19 protein-coding genes and 1 pseudogene are annotated in these 19730 nt (G+C 72.4%); 10 read left to right on the plus strand and 10 right to left on the minus strand.

Going from position 1 to position 19730, the window contains the following annotated elements:
• From AC07DW_RS27505 to hemL, 3 genes and pseudogenes are all read right to left on the minus strand, one after another.
• Positions 1-290, minus strand: a pseudogene (locus tag AC07DW_RS27505) (hypothetical protein); the annotation flags it as partial.
• A 255-nt stretch (positions 291-545) separates the two neighbouring features.
• A complete protein-coding gene (locus tag AC07DW_RS27510) occupies positions 546-1235 on the minus strand; it encodes a histidine phosphatase family protein (RefSeq protein WP_478860373.1) in 690 nt (229 codons plus the stop codon).
• Positions 1232-2539: a glutamate-1-semialdehyde 2,1-aminomutase gene (hemL, locus tag AC07DW_RS27515; RefSeq protein ID WP_478860374.1), complete on the minus strand. Its 1308-nt coding sequence runs from the start codon at positions 2537-2539 to the stop codon at positions 1232-1234. The genes AC07DW_RS27510 and hemL overlap by 4 nt, the downstream gene beginning before the upstream one ends.
• A 302-nt stretch (positions 2540-2841) precedes the next feature.
• Between hemL and AC07DW_RS27520 the strand changes: the two genes are divergently transcribed.
• From AC07DW_RS27520 to AC07DW_RS27535, 4 genes are all read left to right on the plus strand, one after another.
• Positions 2842-3423: a hypothetical protein gene (locus tag AC07DW_RS27520; protein WP_478860375.1), complete on the plus strand. Its 582-nt coding sequence runs from the start codon at positions 2842-2844 to the stop codon at positions 3421-3423.
• 86 nt (positions 3424-3509) lie between these two features.
• Entirely contained in the window at positions 3510-4061 is a 552-nt protein-coding gene (locus AC07DW_RS27525; protein WP_478860376.1) for a GNAT family N-acetyltransferase, read from the plus strand.
• A gap of 163 nt (positions 4062-4224) precedes the next feature.
• Entirely contained in the window at positions 4225-5208 is a 984-nt protein-coding gene (locus AC07DW_RS27530; RefSeq protein ID WP_478860377.1) for an NAD(P)H-binding protein, read from the plus strand.
• Positions 5209-5301: 93 nt separating this feature from the next.
• Positions 5302-6036 carry a Mut7-C RNAse domain-containing protein gene (locus AC07DW_RS27535; RefSeq protein WP_478860378.1) on the plus strand — a complete coding sequence of 245 codons (735 nt, stop codon included), beginning with the start codon at positions 5302-5304 and terminating at the stop codon, positions 6034-6036.
• On the opposite strand, the gene AC07DW_RS27540 is transcribed toward AC07DW_RS27535, so the two are convergent.
• Both AC07DW_RS27540 and AC07DW_RS27545 read right to left on the minus strand, forming a co-directional pair.
• Positions 6033-6503, minus strand: coding sequence for a MarR family winged helix-turn-helix transcriptional regulator (locus AC07DW_RS27540; RefSeq protein ID WP_478860379.1), 471 nt, complete (start codon positions 6501-6503; stop codon positions 6033-6035). The genes AC07DW_RS27535 and AC07DW_RS27540 overlap by 4 nt on opposite strands.
• 23 nt (positions 6504-6526) lie before the next feature.
• Positions 6527-7087 carry a TetR/AcrR family transcriptional regulator gene (locus tag AC07DW_RS27545; protein ID WP_478860380.1) on the minus strand — a complete coding sequence of 187 codons (561 nt, stop codon included), beginning with the start codon at positions 7085-7087 and terminating at the stop codon, positions 6527-6529.
• A 201-nt stretch (positions 7088-7288) separates the two neighbouring features.
• On the opposite strand from AC07DW_RS27545, the gene AC07DW_RS27550 reads away from it, so the two are divergent.
• On the plus strand, positions 7289-8707 hold the full coding sequence (locus AC07DW_RS27550) for an FAD-dependent oxidoreductase (RefSeq protein WP_478860381.1): 1419 nt from the start codon (positions 7289-7291) through the stop codon (positions 8705-8707).
• A 43-nt stretch (positions 8708-8750) separates the two neighbouring features.
• Here the strand turns inward: AC07DW_RS27550 and AC07DW_RS27555 are convergent, their stop codons facing one another.
• Positions 8751-9458: an AAA family ATPase gene (locus AC07DW_RS27555; RefSeq protein ID WP_478860382.1), complete on the minus strand. Its 708-nt coding sequence runs from the start codon at positions 9456-9458 to the stop codon at positions 8751-8753.
• A 117-nt stretch (positions 9459-9575) separates the two neighbouring features.
• Positions 9576-10052, minus strand: a complete 477-nt coding sequence (locus AC07DW_RS27560; protein ID WP_478860383.1) for a hypothetical protein — start codon at positions 10050-10052, stop codon at positions 9576-9578.
• Between the two features lie 117 nt (positions 10053-10169).
• On the opposite strand from AC07DW_RS27560, the gene AC07DW_RS27565 reads away from it, so the two are divergent.
• On the plus strand, positions 10170-10973 hold the full coding sequence (locus AC07DW_RS27565; protein WP_478860384.1) for an SDR family NAD(P)-dependent oxidoreductase: 804 nt from the start codon (positions 10170-10172) through the stop codon (positions 10971-10973).
• 71 nt (positions 10974-11044) lie between these two features.
• On the opposite strand, the gene AC07DW_RS27570 is transcribed toward AC07DW_RS27565, so the two are convergent.
• A complete protein-coding gene (locus AC07DW_RS27570; RefSeq protein WP_478860385.1) occupies positions 11045-12238 on the minus strand; it encodes an RtcB family protein in 1194 nt (397 codons plus the stop codon).
• Positions 12239-12446: 208 nt separating this feature from the next.
• On the opposite strand from AC07DW_RS27570, the gene AC07DW_RS27575 reads away from it, so the two are divergent.
• From AC07DW_RS27575 to AC07DW_RS27585, 3 genes are all read left to right on the plus strand, one after another.
• Positions 12447-13283: a DUF3558 domain-containing protein gene (locus AC07DW_RS27575; protein ID WP_478860386.1), complete on the plus strand. Its 837-nt coding sequence runs from the start codon at positions 12447-12449 to the stop codon at positions 13281-13283.
• A 146-nt stretch (positions 13284-13429) separates the two neighbouring features.
• On the plus strand, positions 13430-14173 hold the full coding sequence (locus tag AC07DW_RS27580) for a DUF3558 family protein (protein ID WP_478860387.1): 744 nt from the start codon (positions 13430-13432) through the stop codon (positions 14171-14173).
• Positions 14174-14288: 115 nt separating this feature from the next.
• Positions 14289-15587: a DUF2637 domain-containing protein gene (locus AC07DW_RS27585; RefSeq protein WP_478860388.1), complete on the plus strand. Its 1299-nt coding sequence runs from the start codon at positions 14289-14291 to the stop codon at positions 15585-15587.
• A 16-nt stretch (positions 15588-15603) separates the two neighbouring features.
• On the opposite strand, the gene AC07DW_RS27590 is transcribed toward AC07DW_RS27585, so the two are convergent.
• A complete protein-coding gene (locus AC07DW_RS27590) occupies positions 15604-15807 on the minus strand; it encodes a hypothetical protein (RefSeq protein ID WP_478860389.1) in 204 nt (67 codons plus the stop codon).
• Positions 15808-15942: 135 nt separating this feature from the next.
• Positions 15943-17685: a lysine--tRNA ligase gene (gene lysS / locus AC07DW_RS27595; RefSeq protein ID WP_478860390.1), complete on the minus strand. Its 1743-nt coding sequence runs from the start codon at positions 17683-17685 to the stop codon at positions 15943-15945.
• A 172-nt stretch (positions 17686-17857) separates the two neighbouring features.
• Between lysS and argS the strand changes: the two genes are divergently transcribed.
• Positions 17858-19615 carry an arginine--tRNA ligase gene (argS, locus tag AC07DW_RS27600; protein ID WP_478860391.1) on the plus strand — a complete coding sequence of 586 codons (1758 nt, stop codon included), beginning with the start codon at positions 17858-17860 and terminating at the stop codon, positions 19613-19615.
• Positions 19616-19730: the final 115 nt, after the last annotated feature.

Genomic DNA, 19730 nt, shown 5'->3' on the forward strand with positions numbered 1-19730 from the left:
CCGTCCCAGGAGAAGATGACGAACTGCGGCGGGGTCTGGCCCGGTTCCAGGGGAACGGGCTTGCCGGGCTGGTTCGGCTGCTTTCCGGTGTCGGACGTGGAACCGTCGCCCAGCAGGCGCCCCACCACCTTGCCGGGGGCCGGATCACCCGTACCGTTCCGGCCACCGCCCCCGCCGGGCCGGTCCGCCGGCTTGTCCGAGCCGCCGACGAGGCCGCAGCCGCCGGCTCCGATCGCCGCCGCGGCTCCGACACCGGCTCCCAGGAGGCCCCTTCGACTGATCCCGCGCATATCGTCCCCATCCGCGCTCGTTCCGTGCCGGACATACCTTCCAAACCGGCAATGGGAGAGAGGGGCGAACGAAGGGGACGGTTCCCGTGATTACCACACGATCTTCTGCGTGACGAGGCGATTACCCGCCTGTGCCGCCACCCGGCGATCGCCGCGGGCGGCCCCGGGCGGGACCGCCCGACGACCGGGGCGACGTGCGGTCCGCCGCGGGGGCCGCCGCCGGGGCGGCCGGGCGCCCCGGCGGCGTACCGGACGTCAGGCGCCGAACGCCTTGGACTTGCCCTTGACCGGCTTGGCGCCCGCCAGCAGGTGCGGCGGTACGAGATCACGGGCGGGCTCGCTGTAGCCGACCGAGACGATCCGGTCGCCCTGGTACGTGAACGTGGTCAGGGACGCGAGCGTGCACTGCCGGCGGCGCGGGTCGTGCCACAGCCGGCGCCGCTCCACGAAGCTCCGCACGATCCAGATCGGCAGCTGGTGGCTGACGCAGACCGCCTCGTGCCCGCGCGCCGCGTCCCGCGCCGCGTTCAGGGCGCCCATCATCCGGACGACCTGGTCGATGTACGGCTCGCCCCACGACGGGCGGAACGGGTTGGTCAGGTGCCGCCAGTTGGCGGGCCGGCGCAGCGCGCCGTCGCCGACGCCGAACGTCTTGCCCTCGAAGACGTTGCCCGCCTCGATCAGCCGCTCGTCGGTGACGAGGTCCAGCCCGTGGGACTTGGCGATCGGCTGGGCGGTCTCCTGCGCCCGCTCCAGCGGGGAGGCGGCGACGTGCGTCACGTCCCGGCCCGCCAGGTGCTCGGCGACCCGGTCCGCCATCCGACGGCCCAGGTCCGACAGGTGGTAGCCCGCCCGGCGCCCGTACAGGACCCCGTCGGGGTTGTGGACCTCGCCGTGGCGCATCAGGTGGACGACGGTGATGTCGCGGTTCTCGCCGGTGCTCATGCCGTGGCCTCCGCGGCGGCACGCGCGGCGGCCGGCAGCGCGGCCGCGATCCGCTCCACCGCGCGCCCGTCGTGCGCGGTGGAGACGAACCACGACTCGAAGGCGGACGGCGGCAGGTAGACGCCCTGCGCCAGCATGGAGTGGAAGAACGCGGTGAAGCGGAACGCCTCCTGCTTCTTCGCGTCGTCGTAGTCAACGACCTCGGAGTCGGTGAAGAAGACGGAGAACATGTTGCTCGCCGTCTGGAGGCGGTGGGCCACGCCCTCCTTGCCCAGCGCCTCGGTCACCAGGCCCTGGATCTCCCGCGAGACCGCGTTCACCTTCTCGTACGCGGCGTCGTCCAGCAGCCGCAGCTGCGCGAGGCCCGCCGCGGTGGCGACGGGGTTACCGGACAGGGTGCCCGCCTGGTAGACCGGTCCGGCCGGGGCCAGGTGCGCCATGACGTCGGCGCGGCCACCGAACGCAGCGGCCGGGAAGCCGCCGCCCATGACCTTGCCGAAGGTCATCAGGTCGGGGGCGACGCCGTCGACGCCGTACCAGCCGGCCTTCGACGTACGGAAGCCGGTCATGACCTCGTCGGAGATGTACAGCGCGCCGTTCGCGGCGCACAGGTCCTTCAGTCCCTGGTTGAACCCGTCGCGGGGCGGGACCACGCCCATGTTGCCGGGCGACGCCTCGGTGATCACACAGGCGATCTCGCCGGGGTGCGCGGCGAACGCCCGGCGCACGGCGTCGAGGTCGTTGTACGGCAGGACGATCGTGTCGCCCGCCTGCGCGCCGGTGACGCCCGGCGTGTCCGGCAGGCCGAACGTGGCGACCCCGGAGCCGGCGGCGGCCAGCAGCGCGTCCACGTGCCCGTGGTAGCAGCCGGCGAACTTCACGACCTTGGCGCGGCCGGTGAAGCCGCGGGCCAGCCGGATCGCCGACATGGTGGCCTCGGTGCCCGACGACACCAGCCGCACCTGCTCGACCGGGGCGATCCGGGCCACGATCTCCTCGGCGAGCGCGACCTCGCCCTCACCGGGCGTACCGAAGGACGTGCCGCGCGAGACCGCGTCCTGGACCGCGGCGATCACCTCGGGGTGGGCGTGGCCGAGGATCATCGGCCCCCACGAGCAGACGAGGTCGACGTACTCGCGCCCGTCCGCGTCCGTGAGGTACGGACCCGTACCGGACACCATGAACCGGGGCGTACCACCCACGGCCCGGAAGGCACGCACGGGAGAGTTCACGCCGCCGGGCGTCACGAGGGACGCGCGGTCGAAAAGCGTCTGTGAGACTGGGGCTTCGTATGAGTACGGCACGTTGGTCCTGACCTGCGAGAACGAGTTGACGGCAGCAATGCTCGGGCATGGCGGCCGGGGCGGGGGAGTGGGCCCTCCGTGAACGGCACGCCTGTCCGCGACGTTGATTACGACGAGGCGCCGGACCTCCGGGTCTGCGAAACTGGGGCGTCATAGGGAATGCTCACGGAATCCATGGTGTCAGAGGCCCGGACGTTCTTGCGGACAGGTGTTTCACCACACGTTCGTGGGGGAGGTCACTGTCACGATGATCGGGTTGCGCGGCGGGGGCTGTGTTACCTAAAAAGCAGTCGGGTGGAGATATGCATCGCGGTGGCGGACTGGGCGAGGGGACCGACGACCTGGGTCCTGAGCGTGCCCGGCGGGGGAAGCACCGGCGCGAGCAGGACAGAGCCGCCCTGGGCCCGGTCGGTCCGGTCGGGAGCGGAGGCGGGGGTGGCCGGGGCATGGGGGTGACCTACAAGTACTTCGGCGCGCCCAACGGCGCCACCGCCGCCCGCGTACCCATCTCCATGCGGCCCGAGGAACTGGGCGGCGACGAGCTGGGCATGGGCGGCATGTTCACCAAGATCAAGCCGGAGACCATAGCCGCGATGGTGCTCACCGGCATCCAGGGAATGCCGCTGCACAAGGTGCCGCCGCTGGAGCTGGTGGTACTGCACCCCGACTACGCGGTGGTCAAGCTGCCCATGACGGTGGTCGACCCGCTGCGCGGCGTCGGCGAGGAGTCGGTGGGCGCGGCGGCCTTCATCTGGTCGACCGTCCCGGACCGCGGCGGGCCGCGGGACGCGTTCAACGTGTACCAACTGCTGCACGAATGGCAGGACTTCTCGGTCCGCCTGCACGAGGCGGGGCACCAGCCGTACTGCCTGGTCTGGCCGTAGGGGCGGGGTCGGGACGTCCGCCGGGCAGGCGCGGGACGTCCGCCGGCGGCCCGGGCGTTGTCAGAGGGCCGTCCTAGAGTGCCGATATGGGACGTGACGTGTTACCGGTGCGCATCGAGGCGTGGTCGGAGCGGGACTTCGAGCTGCTCCGCGCGGTCAACGCGCCGGAGCTGATGGAGCACCTGGGCGGTCCCGAGACCGAGGACCAGCTGGTCAAGCGGCACCAGCGGTACGTGGACCTGAGCGGGGACCGGACCGGCGCCGGCCGGATGTTCCGGATCGTCCTGGAGCCGGAGGGGGTACCCGCGGGGGTGATCGGCTTCTGGGAGCAGACCTGGGACGGCGTACGGGTGTACGAGACCGGCTGGTCCGTGCTGGGCGGCTTCCAGGGCCGGGGCGTGGCGACGGCGGCGACGGCGGCCGTGGCGGAGCGGGCCCGGGCGGCGCGCAAGCACCGCTACCTGCACGCCTTCCCGTCCGTGGACAACGGCGCGTCCAACGCGGTCTGCCGGAAGGCCGGCTTCGTACTGCTGGGCGAGCGGGACTTCGAATACCCAGCGGGGCACCTGCTGCGGACCAACGACTGGCGGCTGGACCTGGAAGCGGGCGGCCCGGCGGTCGAGGACGGGCGATCGTGAGGTCGTCACCGGTCGCCGGGGCGTAGGCACCCCGCCGCGGGGAGGGGGGCGGACCGGGTGGCGGGGGAGCGGGAAATCGGGTTGACCGGACCGCTCGGCCGACCGGATATTTATCTGCGTCACGCAGATTATGCGAGATGCAGACTATGAAGGGTTCCTGGTCATGACCGTTCTCGTCACCGGAAGCCGCGGCCGCGTCGCCTCCGCGCTGATCACCCTCCTGCGCGCCCATGGCACCGGCCACGGCGCCGACCGAGGCACCGCCCCCGGATCACGCCCCGACTCCGGCCCGGGTGCGGGCTCCGGCCCGGGTGCGGGCTCCGGCCCGGGTGCGGGCTCCGGCCCGGGTGCGCGTGCGGGCTCCGGCATCACGGTGCGGGCCGCGTCCGCCGACCCGGCCGGCCTCACCCCGCCCGCCGGGGTCGGGACCGTACGGTGCGATCTGGGCGACCCGAGCACGTTCCCCGCGGCCCTCGACGGCGTCGACTCCGTGTTCCTGTACGCGGACCCCCAGCACATCGACGCCTTCACCGCCGAGGCGCGCGCCGCCGGCGTGCGGCACATCGTGCTGCTCTCCTCCAGCTCCGTCCTGTCCCCCGACGCCGAGGTGAACCCGATCGCCGCGTCCCACCTGGCGGTCGAACGCTCCCTGGCCGCCGCGTCGGCCGACGGCCCGTTCGACGTGACGTACCTCCGGCCGGGGGCGTTCGCCTCCAACGCCCTGCGGTGGGCCCCGGCGGTGAGGTCGGCGGGCGTCGTACGCCTCCCCCATCCGGAGGCGGTCGCCGACCCGATCCATGAGGCGGACATCGCGGAGGCGGCGTACACCGTCCTCACGGACGACCGGCTGCGCGGCTCGTCCCATGTCCTGACCGGGCCCGAGGCCCTCACCTTCGCCGAGCAGCTCGGCATCATCGGGCGGGCCGCCGGGCGCGGGATCGAGGTCGGCACCATGACGCCGGAGGAGTGGAAGGCCTCGGTAGCGGAGTACGTACCGGCGCGGTTCGCGGACGCGCTGCTGGAGTTCTGGAGCGCCTCCGAGGCGGCGCCGGTGCCGCTGACCCGGACCGTCGAGGAGCTGACCGGGCGGCCGGCCCGCACCTTCGCGCGGTGGGCGGCCGACCACGCCGAGGCGTTCCGCCCCTGAGCGTCCGGCCCGGTGCCGGGTGGCCGTCGCGGGGGCCGCCGGACCGCGGAAACGTCCTGGCTCGCCCGGCGCGCCCGGTGGCATGCTGACCACGTGAACGGACCGGAGATCCACATCAGTTTCGCGCCCGGCCTGGGGCTCTTCGTCGCCGCCCGCCGCCGGGCGGGACGCTCCGCCGTGGCCACCGACGGGGTGTCGACCCTCGGCCACGTCGTCGAGTCGCTCGGCGTACCGCTCACGGAGGCGGGCCGGCTGCTGGTCGACGGCCGGCCGGTCACGCCCGCGCACATCCCGGCGGCCGGCGAGCACGTCCAGGTGCTGGGTGTCGAGCGGCCGCAGCGGGTGCCGGGGGCGCCGCTCCGGTTCCTCCTCGACGTCCATCTCGGCACGCTGGCCCGCCGGTTGCGGCTGCTGGGCGTGGACGCGGCGTACGAGAGCGAGGACATCGGCGACGCGGCGCTGGCCACGTGGTCGGCGGAGGAGCGGCGTGTGATGCTGTCGCGCGACCGGGGGCTGCTGCGCCGCCGCGAGCTGTGGGCCGGGGCGTACGTCTACAGCGACCAGCCGGACGACCAGCTGCGGGACGTGCTGGAGCGGTTCGCCCCGCGGCTCGCCCCCTGGAAGCGCTGCACGGCCTGCAACGGGCCGCTCACGGACGCCGACAAGGACGCGGTGCGCGAGCGGCTGGAGCAGGGCACGCGGCGGACGTACGACGTGTTCGCGCAGTGCACCGCGTGCGACCGGGTGTACTGGCGTGGGGCGCACCACGCCCGTCTTGAGGCGATCGTCGAGGACGCGCTGCGCGAATTCGGCGACGCGGCTGTCTAGTTCGGCGTGTCCGCGCGCAGGCGCTCGATCTGCGCGGCGCCGACCTCGACGGTGCGCCGCATGTAGGCGGTGAGGAAGACCAGCTGGTCGTCGGTGTAGGCGTCGAACATCGCCGCCCAGGGGGCGTTCAGCCGCTCCCAGACAGCGCCGAACTCGGCCATCCGCTCCGGCACGGTGGCCACCAGCACCCGCCGCCGGTCCTGGGCGTCGCGCTCGCGCGTGACGTACCCGGCCCGTTCCAGCCGGTCGACGAGCCGGGTCGCGGACCCGGTGGTGAGCCCGGTCAGCTCGGCGACCCGGCCGGTGGTGACGGGCTCCTTCTCCAGGCCGAGCAGGTTCAGGCACTGCACGTCGGTGGGGTGCAGGCGCAAGTGGTCGGCGAGGGCCTGGTTGAACAGGGCGTATGCGGCCATGTGACGGCGGGCCTCACCGGACAGGTCGGCCATCAGCCGCTTCCTCTGCACCATGCGGGGAGTGTACGGAACCGGGCCTACGGCTCCTCCGCGGTCAGATACCGCTGCACGGTCGGCGCGAGCCAGGCGACCACCTCCTCGCGCGACATCTCGACGGCCGGCGGCAGCCGCAGCACGTACCGGGCCATCGCCATGCCGAGGATCTGCGAGGCCACGAGCGCCGCCCGGCGCGGGGCGTCGGCCGGGTCGGGGCAGACCCCGGCCGCGATGGGACCGAGCTGCGCCCTGAAGACGCTGCGCATCCGCTCGGCGCCCGCGTCATTGGTGACGCCGACCCGCAGCACGCCGGTCAGCACGTCGTCCTGCTCCCAGCGGTCGAGGAAGTGGGAGACCAGGACCGCGCCCACGTGCCTGGCGGGCAGCGCCCCGACGTCGGGCAGATGCAGGTCGATCTCGGAGGCGGCGGCGAACAGCCCCTCCTTGTTGCCGTAGTAGCGCATCACCATCGACGGATCGATCCGCGCATCGCGGGCGATGGAGCGGATGGTGGCGCGCTCGTACCCCTCAGCGGCGAACCGCTCCCGGGCGGCCTCGAGGATGGCGGCGCGGGTGGCGTCGGAACGGCGCGGAGACGTCATGCCAACAACTGTAGGCCAACGACCGTTGACACGCCAGCGGCGCCGGGCTACCGTTGCCAACAAGCGTTGACCAACGGGCGTTGACCATCGGAGCCCCGTCATGGACCGACCGGCTCGTGACGGCCGGCACGCGGTGGCCGCGTCATGCGGTGACCGGCAGTTGTTGACCCAGCACGCACGCTCGGCAACCAGGAGGCAGCCATGAACGGCACGACCGGCACGGAGACCGACGTCATCGTCGTGGGCGCGGGCCCGACGGGCCTGCTGCTCGCCGGAGACCTCGCCTCGGCGGGCCTGAGGGTGACGCTCGTCGAGCGCCGGCCGCCCGGGATCAGCAACATGACCCGCGCCTTCGGCGTGCACGCCCGCACCCTGGAACTGCTCGACGCCAGGGCCCTCGCCGACGAGCTCGTGAAGACCGGCACCCCGGTCGCGGAACTGCGACTCTTCCGCAGGCTGACGCTCGACCTGTCACGGCTGCGCTCCCGGTTCCCCTTCCTGCTCATCACCCCGCAGTACGAGGTGGAGCGCCTGCTGGAGCGCCGCGCCGTCGCCGCGGGTGCGGAGTTCCGGTACGGCACGGAGCTGCGCGCCCTGCGGCAGAACGCCGACACGGTGACGGCCGAGGTCACGGCCGCCGACGGGACCCGGGCCACCCTGCGGACCCGCTACCTGGTCGGCGCCGACGGCCACCGCAGCGGCGTGCGCCACGAGCTGGGCCTGCCGTTCCCCGGCCGCTCGGTCATCCGCTCGATCGTGCTCGCCGACGTCCGCCTGACCGAGGAGCCCGGAGAGGTGGTCACCGCCGGCGGCACCGGCGACACGTTCGCCTTCGTCGCCCCCTTCGGCGACGGCTGGTACCGCGTCATGGGCTGGAACCGCCACCGCCAGGTCGCCGACAGCGAGCCGGTCGACCTCGACGAGGTGCGCGACATCGCCCGGCTCACCCTCGGGTCGGACTTCGGGATGCACGACGCCCGCTGGATCTCCCGTTTCCACAGCGACGAGCGCCAGGTCCCCGCCTACCGGACCGGCCGCGTCTTCCTCGCCGGGGACGCGGCGCACGTCCACTCCCCGGCCGGCGGCCAGGGTCTGAACACCGGCCTTCAGGACGCGGCCAACCTCTCCTGGAAGCTCGTCTCCGTCCTGCGCGGGGAGGCCCCCGACCCCGAGGCGCTGCTCGACAGCTACCACTCCGAGCGCCACCCCGTCGGCGCGACGGTGCTGCGCAGCAGCGGCGCACTGGTCCGCCTCGCCATGGCACACGGCCCAGCCTGGCGCGCCGCCCGCGCCCTTGGGGCCGGCTTCCTCAACGCGGTCCACCCGGCGGCCGACAGGGCCATGGGCCAGGTCACCGGCATCGGCATCGCGTACGGCGCAGGGCGCGGCGCCCACCGCCTGACGGGCCGGCGCGCTCCGGACCTGCGGCTCACCGAAGGGCGGTTGTACGAACTGCTCCGCCAGGGCCGGTTCGTCCTCGTCGCCCCGCAGGGCGCCGCACCCCAGGGGCCCCACACCCCCGTGCCGGGCCGCGTCATACGGGCGAGCTGGGCGAACAGCGCCCGCCACGACACCCTGCTGGTCCGCCCCGACGGCTACATCGCCTGGGCCTCGGACTGAGCCGCTCTCCCATTCCGCGTGCCGGCGGCTCCCACCGCGCCCGTCAGTCGAGTACGTGCCGCAAGTACGCCCGCGGGTCGGCGAGATAGCGGCGCCAGTGGTCGACGAGGGCCGACTCCCGCCATTCCACCCGCCGCAGCCCGTGCTCCCCGACCTCGACGATGTCCGCGCCCGGCAGCGCGGTCAGCAACGGCGAATGGGTGGCGCAGATGACCTGTCCGCCCCGCTTCACCAACTGGTCCAGGTGTCCCAGCAGTTCGAGACAGGAACCGAACGACAGCGCCGCCTCGGGCTCGTCCATCACGTACAACCCGGGCTCCAGGAACTTCCCCCGGAACGCCGCCAGGAAGCCCTCGCCGTGGCTCACCGCGTCGGGCGCGAAGCCCTCGCGGTCCAGCGCGTCCTTGGCCGTCTCGGCCCGCAGGAAGAACCCCTTGCGGGCGGCCCGGCTGCCGAGCATGCGCCGCCCCCCGGGTGCGGCCTCGAACCGGATGCGCTCCCCAAGCACCGACTTCCCGCGCCGGGTGGCGTACCGCCAGTCGTGCGAACCGCCCCAGGAGTCCAGCCCGAAACCTTCGGCCAGGGCCTCCACCAGGGTCGACTTGCCCGAGCCGTTCTCCCCGACCAGGAAGGTCACCGGCGCGGTGAACCGCAGCCCCTCCTCCATCAGCAGCCGCACGCACGGCACCGACCAGGGCCACTCACCCTCGTCGTACGCGACGGCATGGGCGTACGCACGTTCGACGATCACGCTCCCGAGTCTCCCCTCCGCCACCACCCGGCGGCAACCGGCGACCCGGCGGCCGACGGCCGGCGGCCCCGCGACTCGTGGCCCCGCGACCCCGCGACCCCGCGACGGCGAACCGCGTCAGAAGACGTAGGGGTCACCGGTGGCGAGGACCAGCACCTGGTGGTCGTTGTCGGCCGGGTTCCGGTCCGTCGCGCCACCGTTCCAGGCGGTGGCCACCCGCATCGTCAGTTCCTGCGGCGCACCGGCGGCGGCCCACAGGCTCAGAGCCGTCTCGCGGCGCGTGCCGTCCCCCCGCAGCGGCCCGGTGGAGCACAGCACCTCCCGGTCACCGCCCCGCACACAGCCGCCCGGCAGCGGGTGCCCCGCCGCCAGCGACGCCGAGAAGGCCAGCCGGACGGTCACGTCCTCGACCGCCGACGGCCCGCGGTTGTCGCTCAGCAGCACGACGTCGAGCCGCCCGTCCCAGAAGGTGACGTGGCCGTGGTGCGACACGTCCGCCTCCGGGGCCGGCGTTCCGGCGGCACCACCGCCCGCGCCCATCACCACCGCCACGGCGACGGACACCACCAGCAGACCCCTGCGCATGACAAACATGACCAAAACATACCGATATGGCCATATCTGCCCCGGCTCCCCCGCCGCCCGGGCGCGATCTTCCCGGCCCATATGCTGGCCGCGTACCGGCCTTCGATCCGCGCGAGGAGTACCGCCATGACCGCCGCCGCCACCCCCGTCGGCTCCCCCGGCCACCCCGGCCCGCCCGTCGCCGTCGTCACCGGGGCGAGCAGCGGAATCGGCGCCGCCACGGCGCGCCGGCTCGCCGAGGCCGGCCACCACGTCGTCCTCACCGCCCGCCGCGAGGACCGCGTCAAGGCGCTCGCCGCCGAACTCACCGCCGCCGGCCACCGCGCCACGGCGTACGCCCTCGACGTCACCGACCGGCCCGCCGTCGACGCCTTCGCCGCGAGCCTCGACCGCTTCCCCTCCGTCGACGTCCTCGTCAACAACGCGGGCGGCGCCCTCGGCGCGGACCCCGTCGCCACCGGCGACCCCGCCGACTGGCGCCAGATGTACGAGGTCAACGTGATCGGCACGCTCCACATGACCCAGGCACTGCTCCCCGCCCTCACCGCGAGCGGCGCCGGCACGGTGGTGGTGGTCTCCTCCACCGCCGGCCACGCGACGTACGAGGGCGGCGCTGGCTACGTCGCCGCCAAGAACGGCGCCCGCGTCCTCGCCGAGACACTGCGCCTCGAAATCGTCGGCACCCCCGTCCGCATCATCGAGATCGCCCCCGGCATGGTCAAGACCGACGAGTTCGCCACCACCCGCTTCCGCGGCGACACGGAGAAGGCCGCGAAGGTCTACGCGGGCGTCCCCGACCCCCTGAGCGCCGACGACGTCGCCGACACCATCACCTGGGCGGTCACCCGCCCCGCCCACGTCAACATCGACCTGCTGGTCGTCCGCCCCCGCGCCCAGGCCTCCAACAGCAAGGTCCACCGGGAGCTGTGACCGCCGGCGCGGCACGCACGGTGAAGGGCCCCGGCGCCGATCCGCCGGGGCCCTTCGCGCGTCCGGGCGCGTCAGCCCTTCACGCACACCACCTGCTTGAGCTTCGCCACGACCTGCACCAGGTCGCGCTGCTGGTCGATGACCTGCTCGATCGGCTTGTACGCACCCGGGATCTCGTCCACCACACCGGAGTCCTTGCGGCACTCCACACCCCGCGTCTGGTCCTCCAGGTCCCGGGTGGTGAACCGCCGCTTCGCGGCGCTGCGGCTCATCTTCCGGCCCGCGCCGTGCGACGCGGAGTTGAAGGAGGCCGCGTTGCCGAGGCCCTTGACGATGTACGAGCCGGTGCCCATCGAACCCGGGATGATCCCGAAGTCGCCAAAGCCGGCCCGGATGGCGCCCTTCCGCGTGACCAGCAGGTCCATCCCGTCGTACCGCTCCTCCGCCACGTAGTTGTGATGGCAGGAGATGACCTGGTCGAAGGTCACCCTGGCCTTCTTGAACTCCTTGCGGACCACGTCCTGGAAGAGCGCCATCATGATCGCGCGGTTGTACTTGGCGTACTCCTGCGCCCAGAACAGGTCGTTGCGGTACGCCGCCATCTGCGGGGTGTCCGAGACGAAGACGGCGAGGTCACGGTCGACCAGCCCCTGGTTGTGCGGCAGCTTCCGCGCCTCGCCGATGTGGTGCTCGGCCAGTTCCTTGCCGATGTTCCGGGAGCCCGAGTGCAGCATCAGCCAGACCGTTCCCGACTCGTCGAGACAGAACTCGATGAAGTGGTTCCCCGATCCGAGCGACCCCATCTGCTTCGCCGCCCGGTCGCGACGGAATCTGACCGCGTCCGCCACCCCGTCGAACCGCGACCAGAAGTCGTCCCAGCCCGCCGTCGGGAAGCCGTGCAGCCGGCCGGGGTCGACCATGTCGTCGTGCATACCGCGCCCGACCGGGATGGCCTGCTCGATCTTCGAGCGCAGCCGCGAGAGGTCACCGGGCAGGTCGTTGGCCGTCAGCGACGTCTTCACCGCCGACATGCCGCAGCCGATGTCGACCCCGACCGCCGCCGGGCAGACCGCCCCGTGCATCGCGATCACCGAACCGACCGTCGCGCCCTTGCCGTAGTGCACGTCGGGCATCACGGCCAGACCCTTGATCCAGGGCAGGGTGGCCACGTTGTGCAGCTGCCGCATGGCCCCGTCCTCGACCGTCGAAGGATCGGCCCACATGCGGATCGGGACCTGCGCCCCCGGCACCTCTACGTACGACATGACCCCTCAATTCCCCCGATAAATCCAAAAGCGCAAAAACCGGCACCAAGGTCCTCGAAAGAGACAGAGGACCGGCATCGACGGCGGCGCGTGCGATACACATTGTGTCCATCGGCCGGCGACGAGGGGCAACCCGTTTTCCCCGGGGAAGCCGGCAGCCGGCACCCGGCCGTACCGACCGGCACCACAGCGAAAGGAGCCCGGGACCGTGCAGCGAAGGGCGTACGTACCCGGTGTGGCCGCACTCCTCGCGGCGCTCACCGTCGGCGTGACCGGCCTCACCGGCTGCAGCGCCGGCTCCGGACCGGACGGCGCCACCACCGACTCCAAGGCCGGCGACCCCGCGGACACCGTCGGCCGGCCGGGCAAGTACCGCACGCTCCTCGAACCCTGCGGCTCGGTCCAGCGCTCCACGCTCAAGGACCTCCTCCCCGGCGCCGCCCAGCTGCCCGAGCAGCAGCGCGAGCGGGTCTACCGGGGCACCGCCGACGTCACGTACGACACCGACCGCCGCGCCGGGTGCAGCTGGAAGACCGACGGCCCGGACGCCTCGCACCAGCTGACCGTCGACTTCGAGCGCGTCGTCTCCTACGACCCGACCGTCAGCGACGACGAGCGCGCCCAGCAGGTGTACGCGGAGAAGGAGGCCGCCGCCGGCCTCCCCGCCGCCGGCCCGCCCGCCGCGCCCACCACGGCCAAGGCGTCGCAGTCCCCGACCACGACCGGCCCCACCGGCACGGCCCCCACCGCCGGGGCGACGGCCGCCTCCTCGCCCGGCCCCGGCGGCAGCGCCGCGCCCGAAGGGCTGGAGCCCCGCGTGCTGGCCGACCTCGCCGACGCGGCGTTCCTCGACGACGTCCTCAACCGCGCCGGTTCGACCGCGCAGCACCGCACCGTGAGCGTGGTGTTCCGCACATCGAACGTCATCGTGACGATCCGGTACGGCGAGCAGCCAGCCCGCGTCACCGAGGTGCCGGACAGCAAGGAACTGCAGGAAAAGGCGCAGGGTCTGGCCCGGAACCTCGCCGAGGAGCTCGAGGAGTAGCCGCCCCCGCGGGCCCCGCCGGACCCCGGCGCCCGCCCGCCACCCGCCGGGGGGCGCCCCCGCGGACGCGGCGACTCGGGCTACCGTGTCGGAACCGCAGACCGCAGGACCGCAGGACCGTACGACGACAAGCGACTGAAGGAACCATGCACCGATCAGCCCCGCGACTCACCCGCATACTCGCCTGCGCAGCCGTACCGGTGATGCTCGTCGTCGCCGGCTGCTCGTCGGACTCCGACAGCACGGGCGACAAGAGCGGCAGGACCGACGCGTCCGCGCAGTCGCCGTCCGCCGTCTCCTCGCCGCAGCCCGCCGCCAAGCCCACGCCGAGCGTCGCGCCCGCGAAGTACACCCAGCTCCCCGACGCCTGCAAGGCCATCACCGGGGAGACCGTCGAGGACCTGGTGCCGGAAGTGAAGAACGAGAAGGGCACGCCCGGCAAGTCCAGCGACACCGACAGCCGCGGCAGCTGCGCGTGGAACGGCCTGGACGACAACGGCGTCAAGGGCTCGCAGTACCGCTGGCTCGACATCTCCCTCCTGCGTTACGAGTCCGACCCGTCGCTCGGCAGCGGCGAGCAGCGCGCCCAGGCGAACTACACCAAGGAAGTCGCCAAGGTGAAGGCGACCGAGGGCGCCACCAGCATCAAGACCTCGCCCGCCGCCGGCGTCGGCAACGAGTCGACGGCCGTCAGCTACGGCCTGAAGAAGACCGGCGAGGACTTCAAGTACGCGGCGATCGTGACCCGTACGGAGAACGTGCTGATCACCGTCTCCTACAACGGCGCGGGCTACGCGGGCGCCAAGACCCCGACCCCGTCCGACCTCATGGAGGACGCGGTCGAGGCCTCCAAGGAGGCGGTGGCCGCGGTCGCGGCGGCCAACAAGTAGCCCTTCCCCGGCTGTTTGCGGAGCCCGGACCTCCCCCGAGGTCCGGGCTCCGCACGCGTGTGCCAGGCTTTGCCCGCTCGGACTCATCAACGGGAGGGGATCGCGGGTGGCCGCGATGCAGCTGACACGCACACACCGAATACTCATCGGCGTCGTCATCACCGGTGCGGTGATCATCGCCGGCATCGGCTTCGCCGGTTCGTACGCGGCGGTGCGCGAGCTGGCCGAGAAGAAAGGATTCGGCGACTTCTCGCTCGTCTTTCCCATCGGCATCGACGCCGGCATCTGCGTCCTGCTCGCCCTGGACCTGCTGCTGACGTGGCTGCGCATCCCGTTTCCCCTGCTGCGCCAGACGGCGTGGCTGCTGACGGCCGCGACGATCGCCTTCAACGGCGCCGCCTCCTGGCCCGACCCCCTCGGCGTGGGCATGCACGCCGTGATCCCGGTGCTGTTCGTGGTCGCCGTGGAGGCCGCGCGGCACGCGATCGGCCGGATCGCCGACATCACGGCCGACAAGCACATGGACGGCGTACGCCTCACCCGGTGGCTGCTCTCTCCGGTACCGACCTTCCGGCTCTGGCGCCGGATGAAGCTGTGGGAGCTGCGCTCCTACGAGCAGGTCATCAAGCTGGAGCAGGACCGGCTGATCTACCAGGCGCGCCTCCAGGCCCGCTTCGGCAGGGCCTGGCGCCGTAGGGCGCCGGTGGAGGCGCTGATGCCGCTGCGGCTGGCGAAGTACGGCGTGCCGCTAGCCGAGACGGCCCCGGCGGGCCTGGCGGCGGCGGGCATCGACCCGGTGCTGCTGCCGCCGAACCCCCTCCAGCAGACGCATCCGGCACCCGGGCTGGAGCTCCCGCAGCACCGCACCCCCGACGACGAGGACCAGCCGCGGGCCCACGACCACCCGCGGCCCCAGCCGGATCCGCGGGCGCAAGCGGAACACGAACCGCAGCCGGCGCCGCACCCCGAGGCGCAACCCGCCCCGCAGCCCCAGCCCCAGCCCCAGCCCGAGTCCCAGCCCGAGGTCCCGGTCCCCGCGAACCACGTGAGCCCCTGGTTCGCCGCCGCCCAGCTGCCGCAGGACGCCTACGAGCGCGACTACGCCCCGCCGTACGCCGACGGCCAGGAGCCAGCCCCGGTACCGGTTCCGCCCGGTCCCGACGGCGAGCCGCTGACCGACGAGGCGGCCGGGTTCGCCGACCCGGACGCCGAGGAGTTCGGCCGCCTCGCGTACCCGGTGTTCAAGCAGTACGTCGACGAGAACAACGACTGGCCGAGCGTGGACGTCCTCGACATCCACCTCGCCGACGGCTACGGCATCCGCCACCCGCTCAGCGCGGTCCTGCTGCGCCGCCTGCTGCCCGAGTTCAAGAAGCACTACCAGGCGGAGCTCGCGGCCGACCACATCGCGTGACGGCAGGCCGCCCGGCTCACCGCCGCGCGCGGAGTTTGCCCGTCTCCCCGTACACGGCGAGGACCGCGCCGAGGACCGCGAGGGCGGCGTACCCGGCCGTCGGGATCTCCCACCACTGGTGCAGCAGGCCCCACGGCCCGTCCCCGAAAGTCCGGCCGGCGACGCCGAGCACGCCCTGGACGCCGGTGACCCACCCGATGACCGCCACGGTCTCCCTCATGGCTCCACGGTGTCGCGCCCGGCGACCGAAGGCGTCCTGCGCCGGACCGAGACGCGGATCGTCCGAAGGATGCAGTGAACGCCCGGAGGGCTCTCACCTCAGGGTGAGAGCCCTCCGTCCGTCCCGCGGCACGCGCTACGCGCCGAGCAGCTTGCGCACCCGGTCGGCGCCCACCGCCAGCAGCAGCGTGGGCAGTCGCGGCCCGGTGTCCCGGCCGACCAGCAACTGGTAGAGCAGCGCGAAGAAGGTGCGCTGGGCGACCTTCAGCTCCGGCGTCGGCTTGGCCTCCGGGTCGAGGCCGGCCATCACCTTCGGCACGCCGTAGACGAGCGTGGTGAGCCCGTCCAGCGACCAGTGGCTGTCCAGGCCCTCCAGCAGCAGGCGCAGCGACTCGCGCCCCTCGTCGTCCAGCGAGCCGAGCAGCTCGGTGTCGGGCTCGGAGCGGACGATGGTGCGCTGGTCGGCCGGGACCTGGGTGGAGATCCAGTTCTCGGCGCGGTCCAGCCGCGGCCGGGCCTCCTCCAGCGAGGACAGCGGGTTCGCCGGGTCCAGCTCGCTCAGGATGCGCAGGGTCTGCTCGTCGTGGCCAGCGGTGATGTCGACGACCGAGGCGAGCGTCCGGTACGGCAGCGGACGCGGCGTCCGCGGCAGCTCACCGGCGGCCGTGCGCACCGCGCGGGAGTGGGCGGCCGCGTCGGCCGGCAGCACGCCGCCGTCGGCGACCTTCGCCTCCAGCTTGTCCCACTCGTCGTACAGCCGCTGGATCTCCTGGTCGAAGGCGATCTTGAAGGCCTGGTTGGGCTTGCGGCGCGCGTACAGCCAGCGCAGCAGCGGCGCCTCCATGATCTGCAGCGCGTCGGCCGGGGTCGGCACGCCGCCCTTGGAGGACGACATCTTCGCCATGCCCGAGATGCCCACGAACGCGTACATCGGACCGATCGGCTGGACGCCGTCGAACACCTCGCGCACGATCTGCCCGCCCACCACGAACGACGAACCGGGCGAGGAGTGGTCCACGCCGCTGGGCTCGAAGATCACGCCCTCGTACGCCCAGCGCATCGGCCAGTCGACCTTCCAGACCAGCTTGCCGCGGTTGAACTCGCTGAGCCTCACCGTCTCGGAGAAGCCGCAGGCGCAGCTGTAGGCCAGCTCCGTCGACTCGTCGTCGTACGAGGTGACGGTGGTCAGGTCCGTGCCGCACCGCCCGCAGTACGGCTTGTAGGGGAAGTAGCCCCCGGCACCGCCGGAGCCGTCGTCCTCGCCGGCCGCGCCGGAGCCCTCGGCGGCCTCCAGCTCGGCCTCGTCGACCGGCTTCTGCTGCTGCTTCTTCGGCTTGCCGGTCGCCTTGTCCTTCGTCCGGTACCGGTCGAGGATCGCGTCGATCGCCCCGCGGTGCCGCATCGCGTGCAGGATCTGCTCGCGGTACGCGCCGGACGTGTACTGCTCGGTCTGGCTGATGCCGTCGTACTCGACGCCCAGCTCGGCCAGCGACTCGATCATCCCGGCCTTGAAGTGCTCCGCCCAGTTCGGGTACGCGGAGCCGGCCGGGGCGGGGACGGAGGTCAGCGGCTTGCCGATGTGCTCGCCCCACGACTCGTCCACACCCGGGACGCCGGCCGGCACCTTGCGGTACCGGTCGTAGTCGTCCCAGGAGATCAGGTGACGGACCTCGTACCCCCGGCGCCGGATCTCGTCGGCGACCAGGTGCGGGGTCATGACCTCACGGAGGTTGCCCAGGTGGATGGGGCCGGAGGGCGACAGGCCCGAGGCGACGACGACCGGTTTCCCAGGCGCACGTCGCTCCGATTCGGCGATGACCTCGTCCGCGAAACGGGAGACCCAGTCGGTCTCGGTGCTGCTCTGAGCCACGATCGGCACGTCCTTGGTTCCTCGGTCTTCTCGAAGGCTGGCGTAAGACATTCTCCCAGACGGAACAACGTCCCCCGAGGTTGTCCACAGGCCGGGCGAAGCCACGGCAAAGAGCTTGCGGACCCGTGGGACACTTGACAACCGGAATAGGCATTCACCACCTCGACAGGAACGGAAGCTCATGGCCTCGGTCCCTTCCCTCGCTTCGACCGTGCAGCAGCGCCTCGCGGACGCCCTCTCGGCAGCCCTGCCGGAGGCCGGCTCCGCCGACCCGCTGCTGCGACGAAGCGACCGGGCCGACTTCCAGGCCAACGGCATCCTGGCGCTGGCCAAGAAGCTCAAGGGCAACCCGCGCGAGCTGGCGGCCAAGGTCGTCGAGACGATCGGCGGCGACGACGTCCTGAAGGACATCGAGGTCTCCGGCCCCGGCTTCCTCAACATCACCATCGCCGACAAGGCGATCACCGAGACCCTGGCCGCTCGCGCCGCCGACGACCGCCTCGGCGTGCCGCACGCGGAGCGGGCGGGCACGACCGTCATCGACTACGCCCAGCCGAACGTGGCGAAGGAGATGCACGTCGGGCACCTCCGCTCCGCCGTCATCGGCGACGCCATGGTCAAGATCTTGGAGTTCGCGGGCGAGAAGGTGATCCGCCGCCACCACATCGGCGACTGGGGCACCCAGTTCGGCATGCTCATCCAGTACCTGATGGAGCACCCGCACGAGCTGGACCACGACGACGCGGACGTCTCCGGCGAGGAGGCGATGTCCAACCTCAACCGCCTCTACAAGGCGGCGCGCGCCCTGTTCGACTCCGACGAGGAGTTCAAGGCCCGCTCACGCGACCGCGTGGTGGCCCTCCAGTCGGGCGACGAGGAGACCCTCGCGCTGTGGCAGCGGTTCGTCGACGAGTCGAAGATCTACTTCTACTCGGTCTTCAACAAGCTGGACATGGAGATCGACGACCCGGACGTGGTCGGGGAGTCCGGGTACAACGACATGCTCGACGAGACGTGCCGCCTGCTGGAGGAGTCCGGCGTCGCGGTCCGCTCCGAGGGCGCCCTGTGCGTGTTCTTCGACGACGTGAAGGGCCCGGACGGCAACCCCGTCCCCCTGATCGTCAAGAAGTCCAACGGCGGTTACGGCTACGCGGCCACCGACCTGTCGGCCATCCGCGACCGTGTCCAGAAGCTGGGCGCCGACACCCTGGTGTACGTCGTGGACGCCCGCCAGTCGCTGCACTTCAAGATGGTCTTCGAGACCGCCCGCCGCGCGGGCTGGCTGAACGACCGGGTCCACGCCGTGCAGCTCGCCTTCGGCACGGTCCTCGGCAAGGACGGCAAGCCGTTCAAGACCCGTGAGGGCGAGACCGTCCGGCTGGTCGACCTGCTGGACGAGGCGATCGACCGGGCCGCGGTCGTGGTCCGGGAGAAGTCCGCGGACCTGACCGAGGCCGAGGTCGCCGAGCGGGCCGCCCAGGTGGGCATCGGCGCGATCAAGTACGCCGACCTGTCGACGTCGGCGTCCCGGGACTACAAGTTCGACCTTGACCAGATGGTCTCGCTGAACGGTGACACGTCGGTCTACCTCCAGTACGCGTACGCCCGTATCCGGTCCATCATCCGCAAGCGGGGCTCCGCCGAGCCGGTCGCGCACCCGGAGCTCCCGCTGGCCCCGGCCGAGCGCGCGCTGGGCCTGCACCTGGACCGGTTCGCCGAGACGCTGGCGGACGTGGCCTCCTCCTACGAGCCGCACAAGCTGGCCGCGTACCTCTACCAGTTGGCGTCGCACTACACGTCGTTCTACTCGGAGTGCCCGGTCCTCAAGGCGGACACCCCCGAGCAGGTCGAGAACCGGCTGTTCCTGTGCGACGTGACGGCCCGCACCCTGCACCAGGGCATGGCGCTGCTCGGTATCCGCACCCCCGAGCGCCTCTGACCCGATCCGTGGCGGGGGTCGCAGTCCACCCGGGAGGGGAAGGCCAAAGAACCGCGCCTCCCCCCTACTCCAAGAAGAGGGGGAGGTCCCCACATTCAGCCAAAGGGGGGTTGTG

This window comes from Streptomyces sp. NPDC045701 (genome assembly GCF_056432045.1).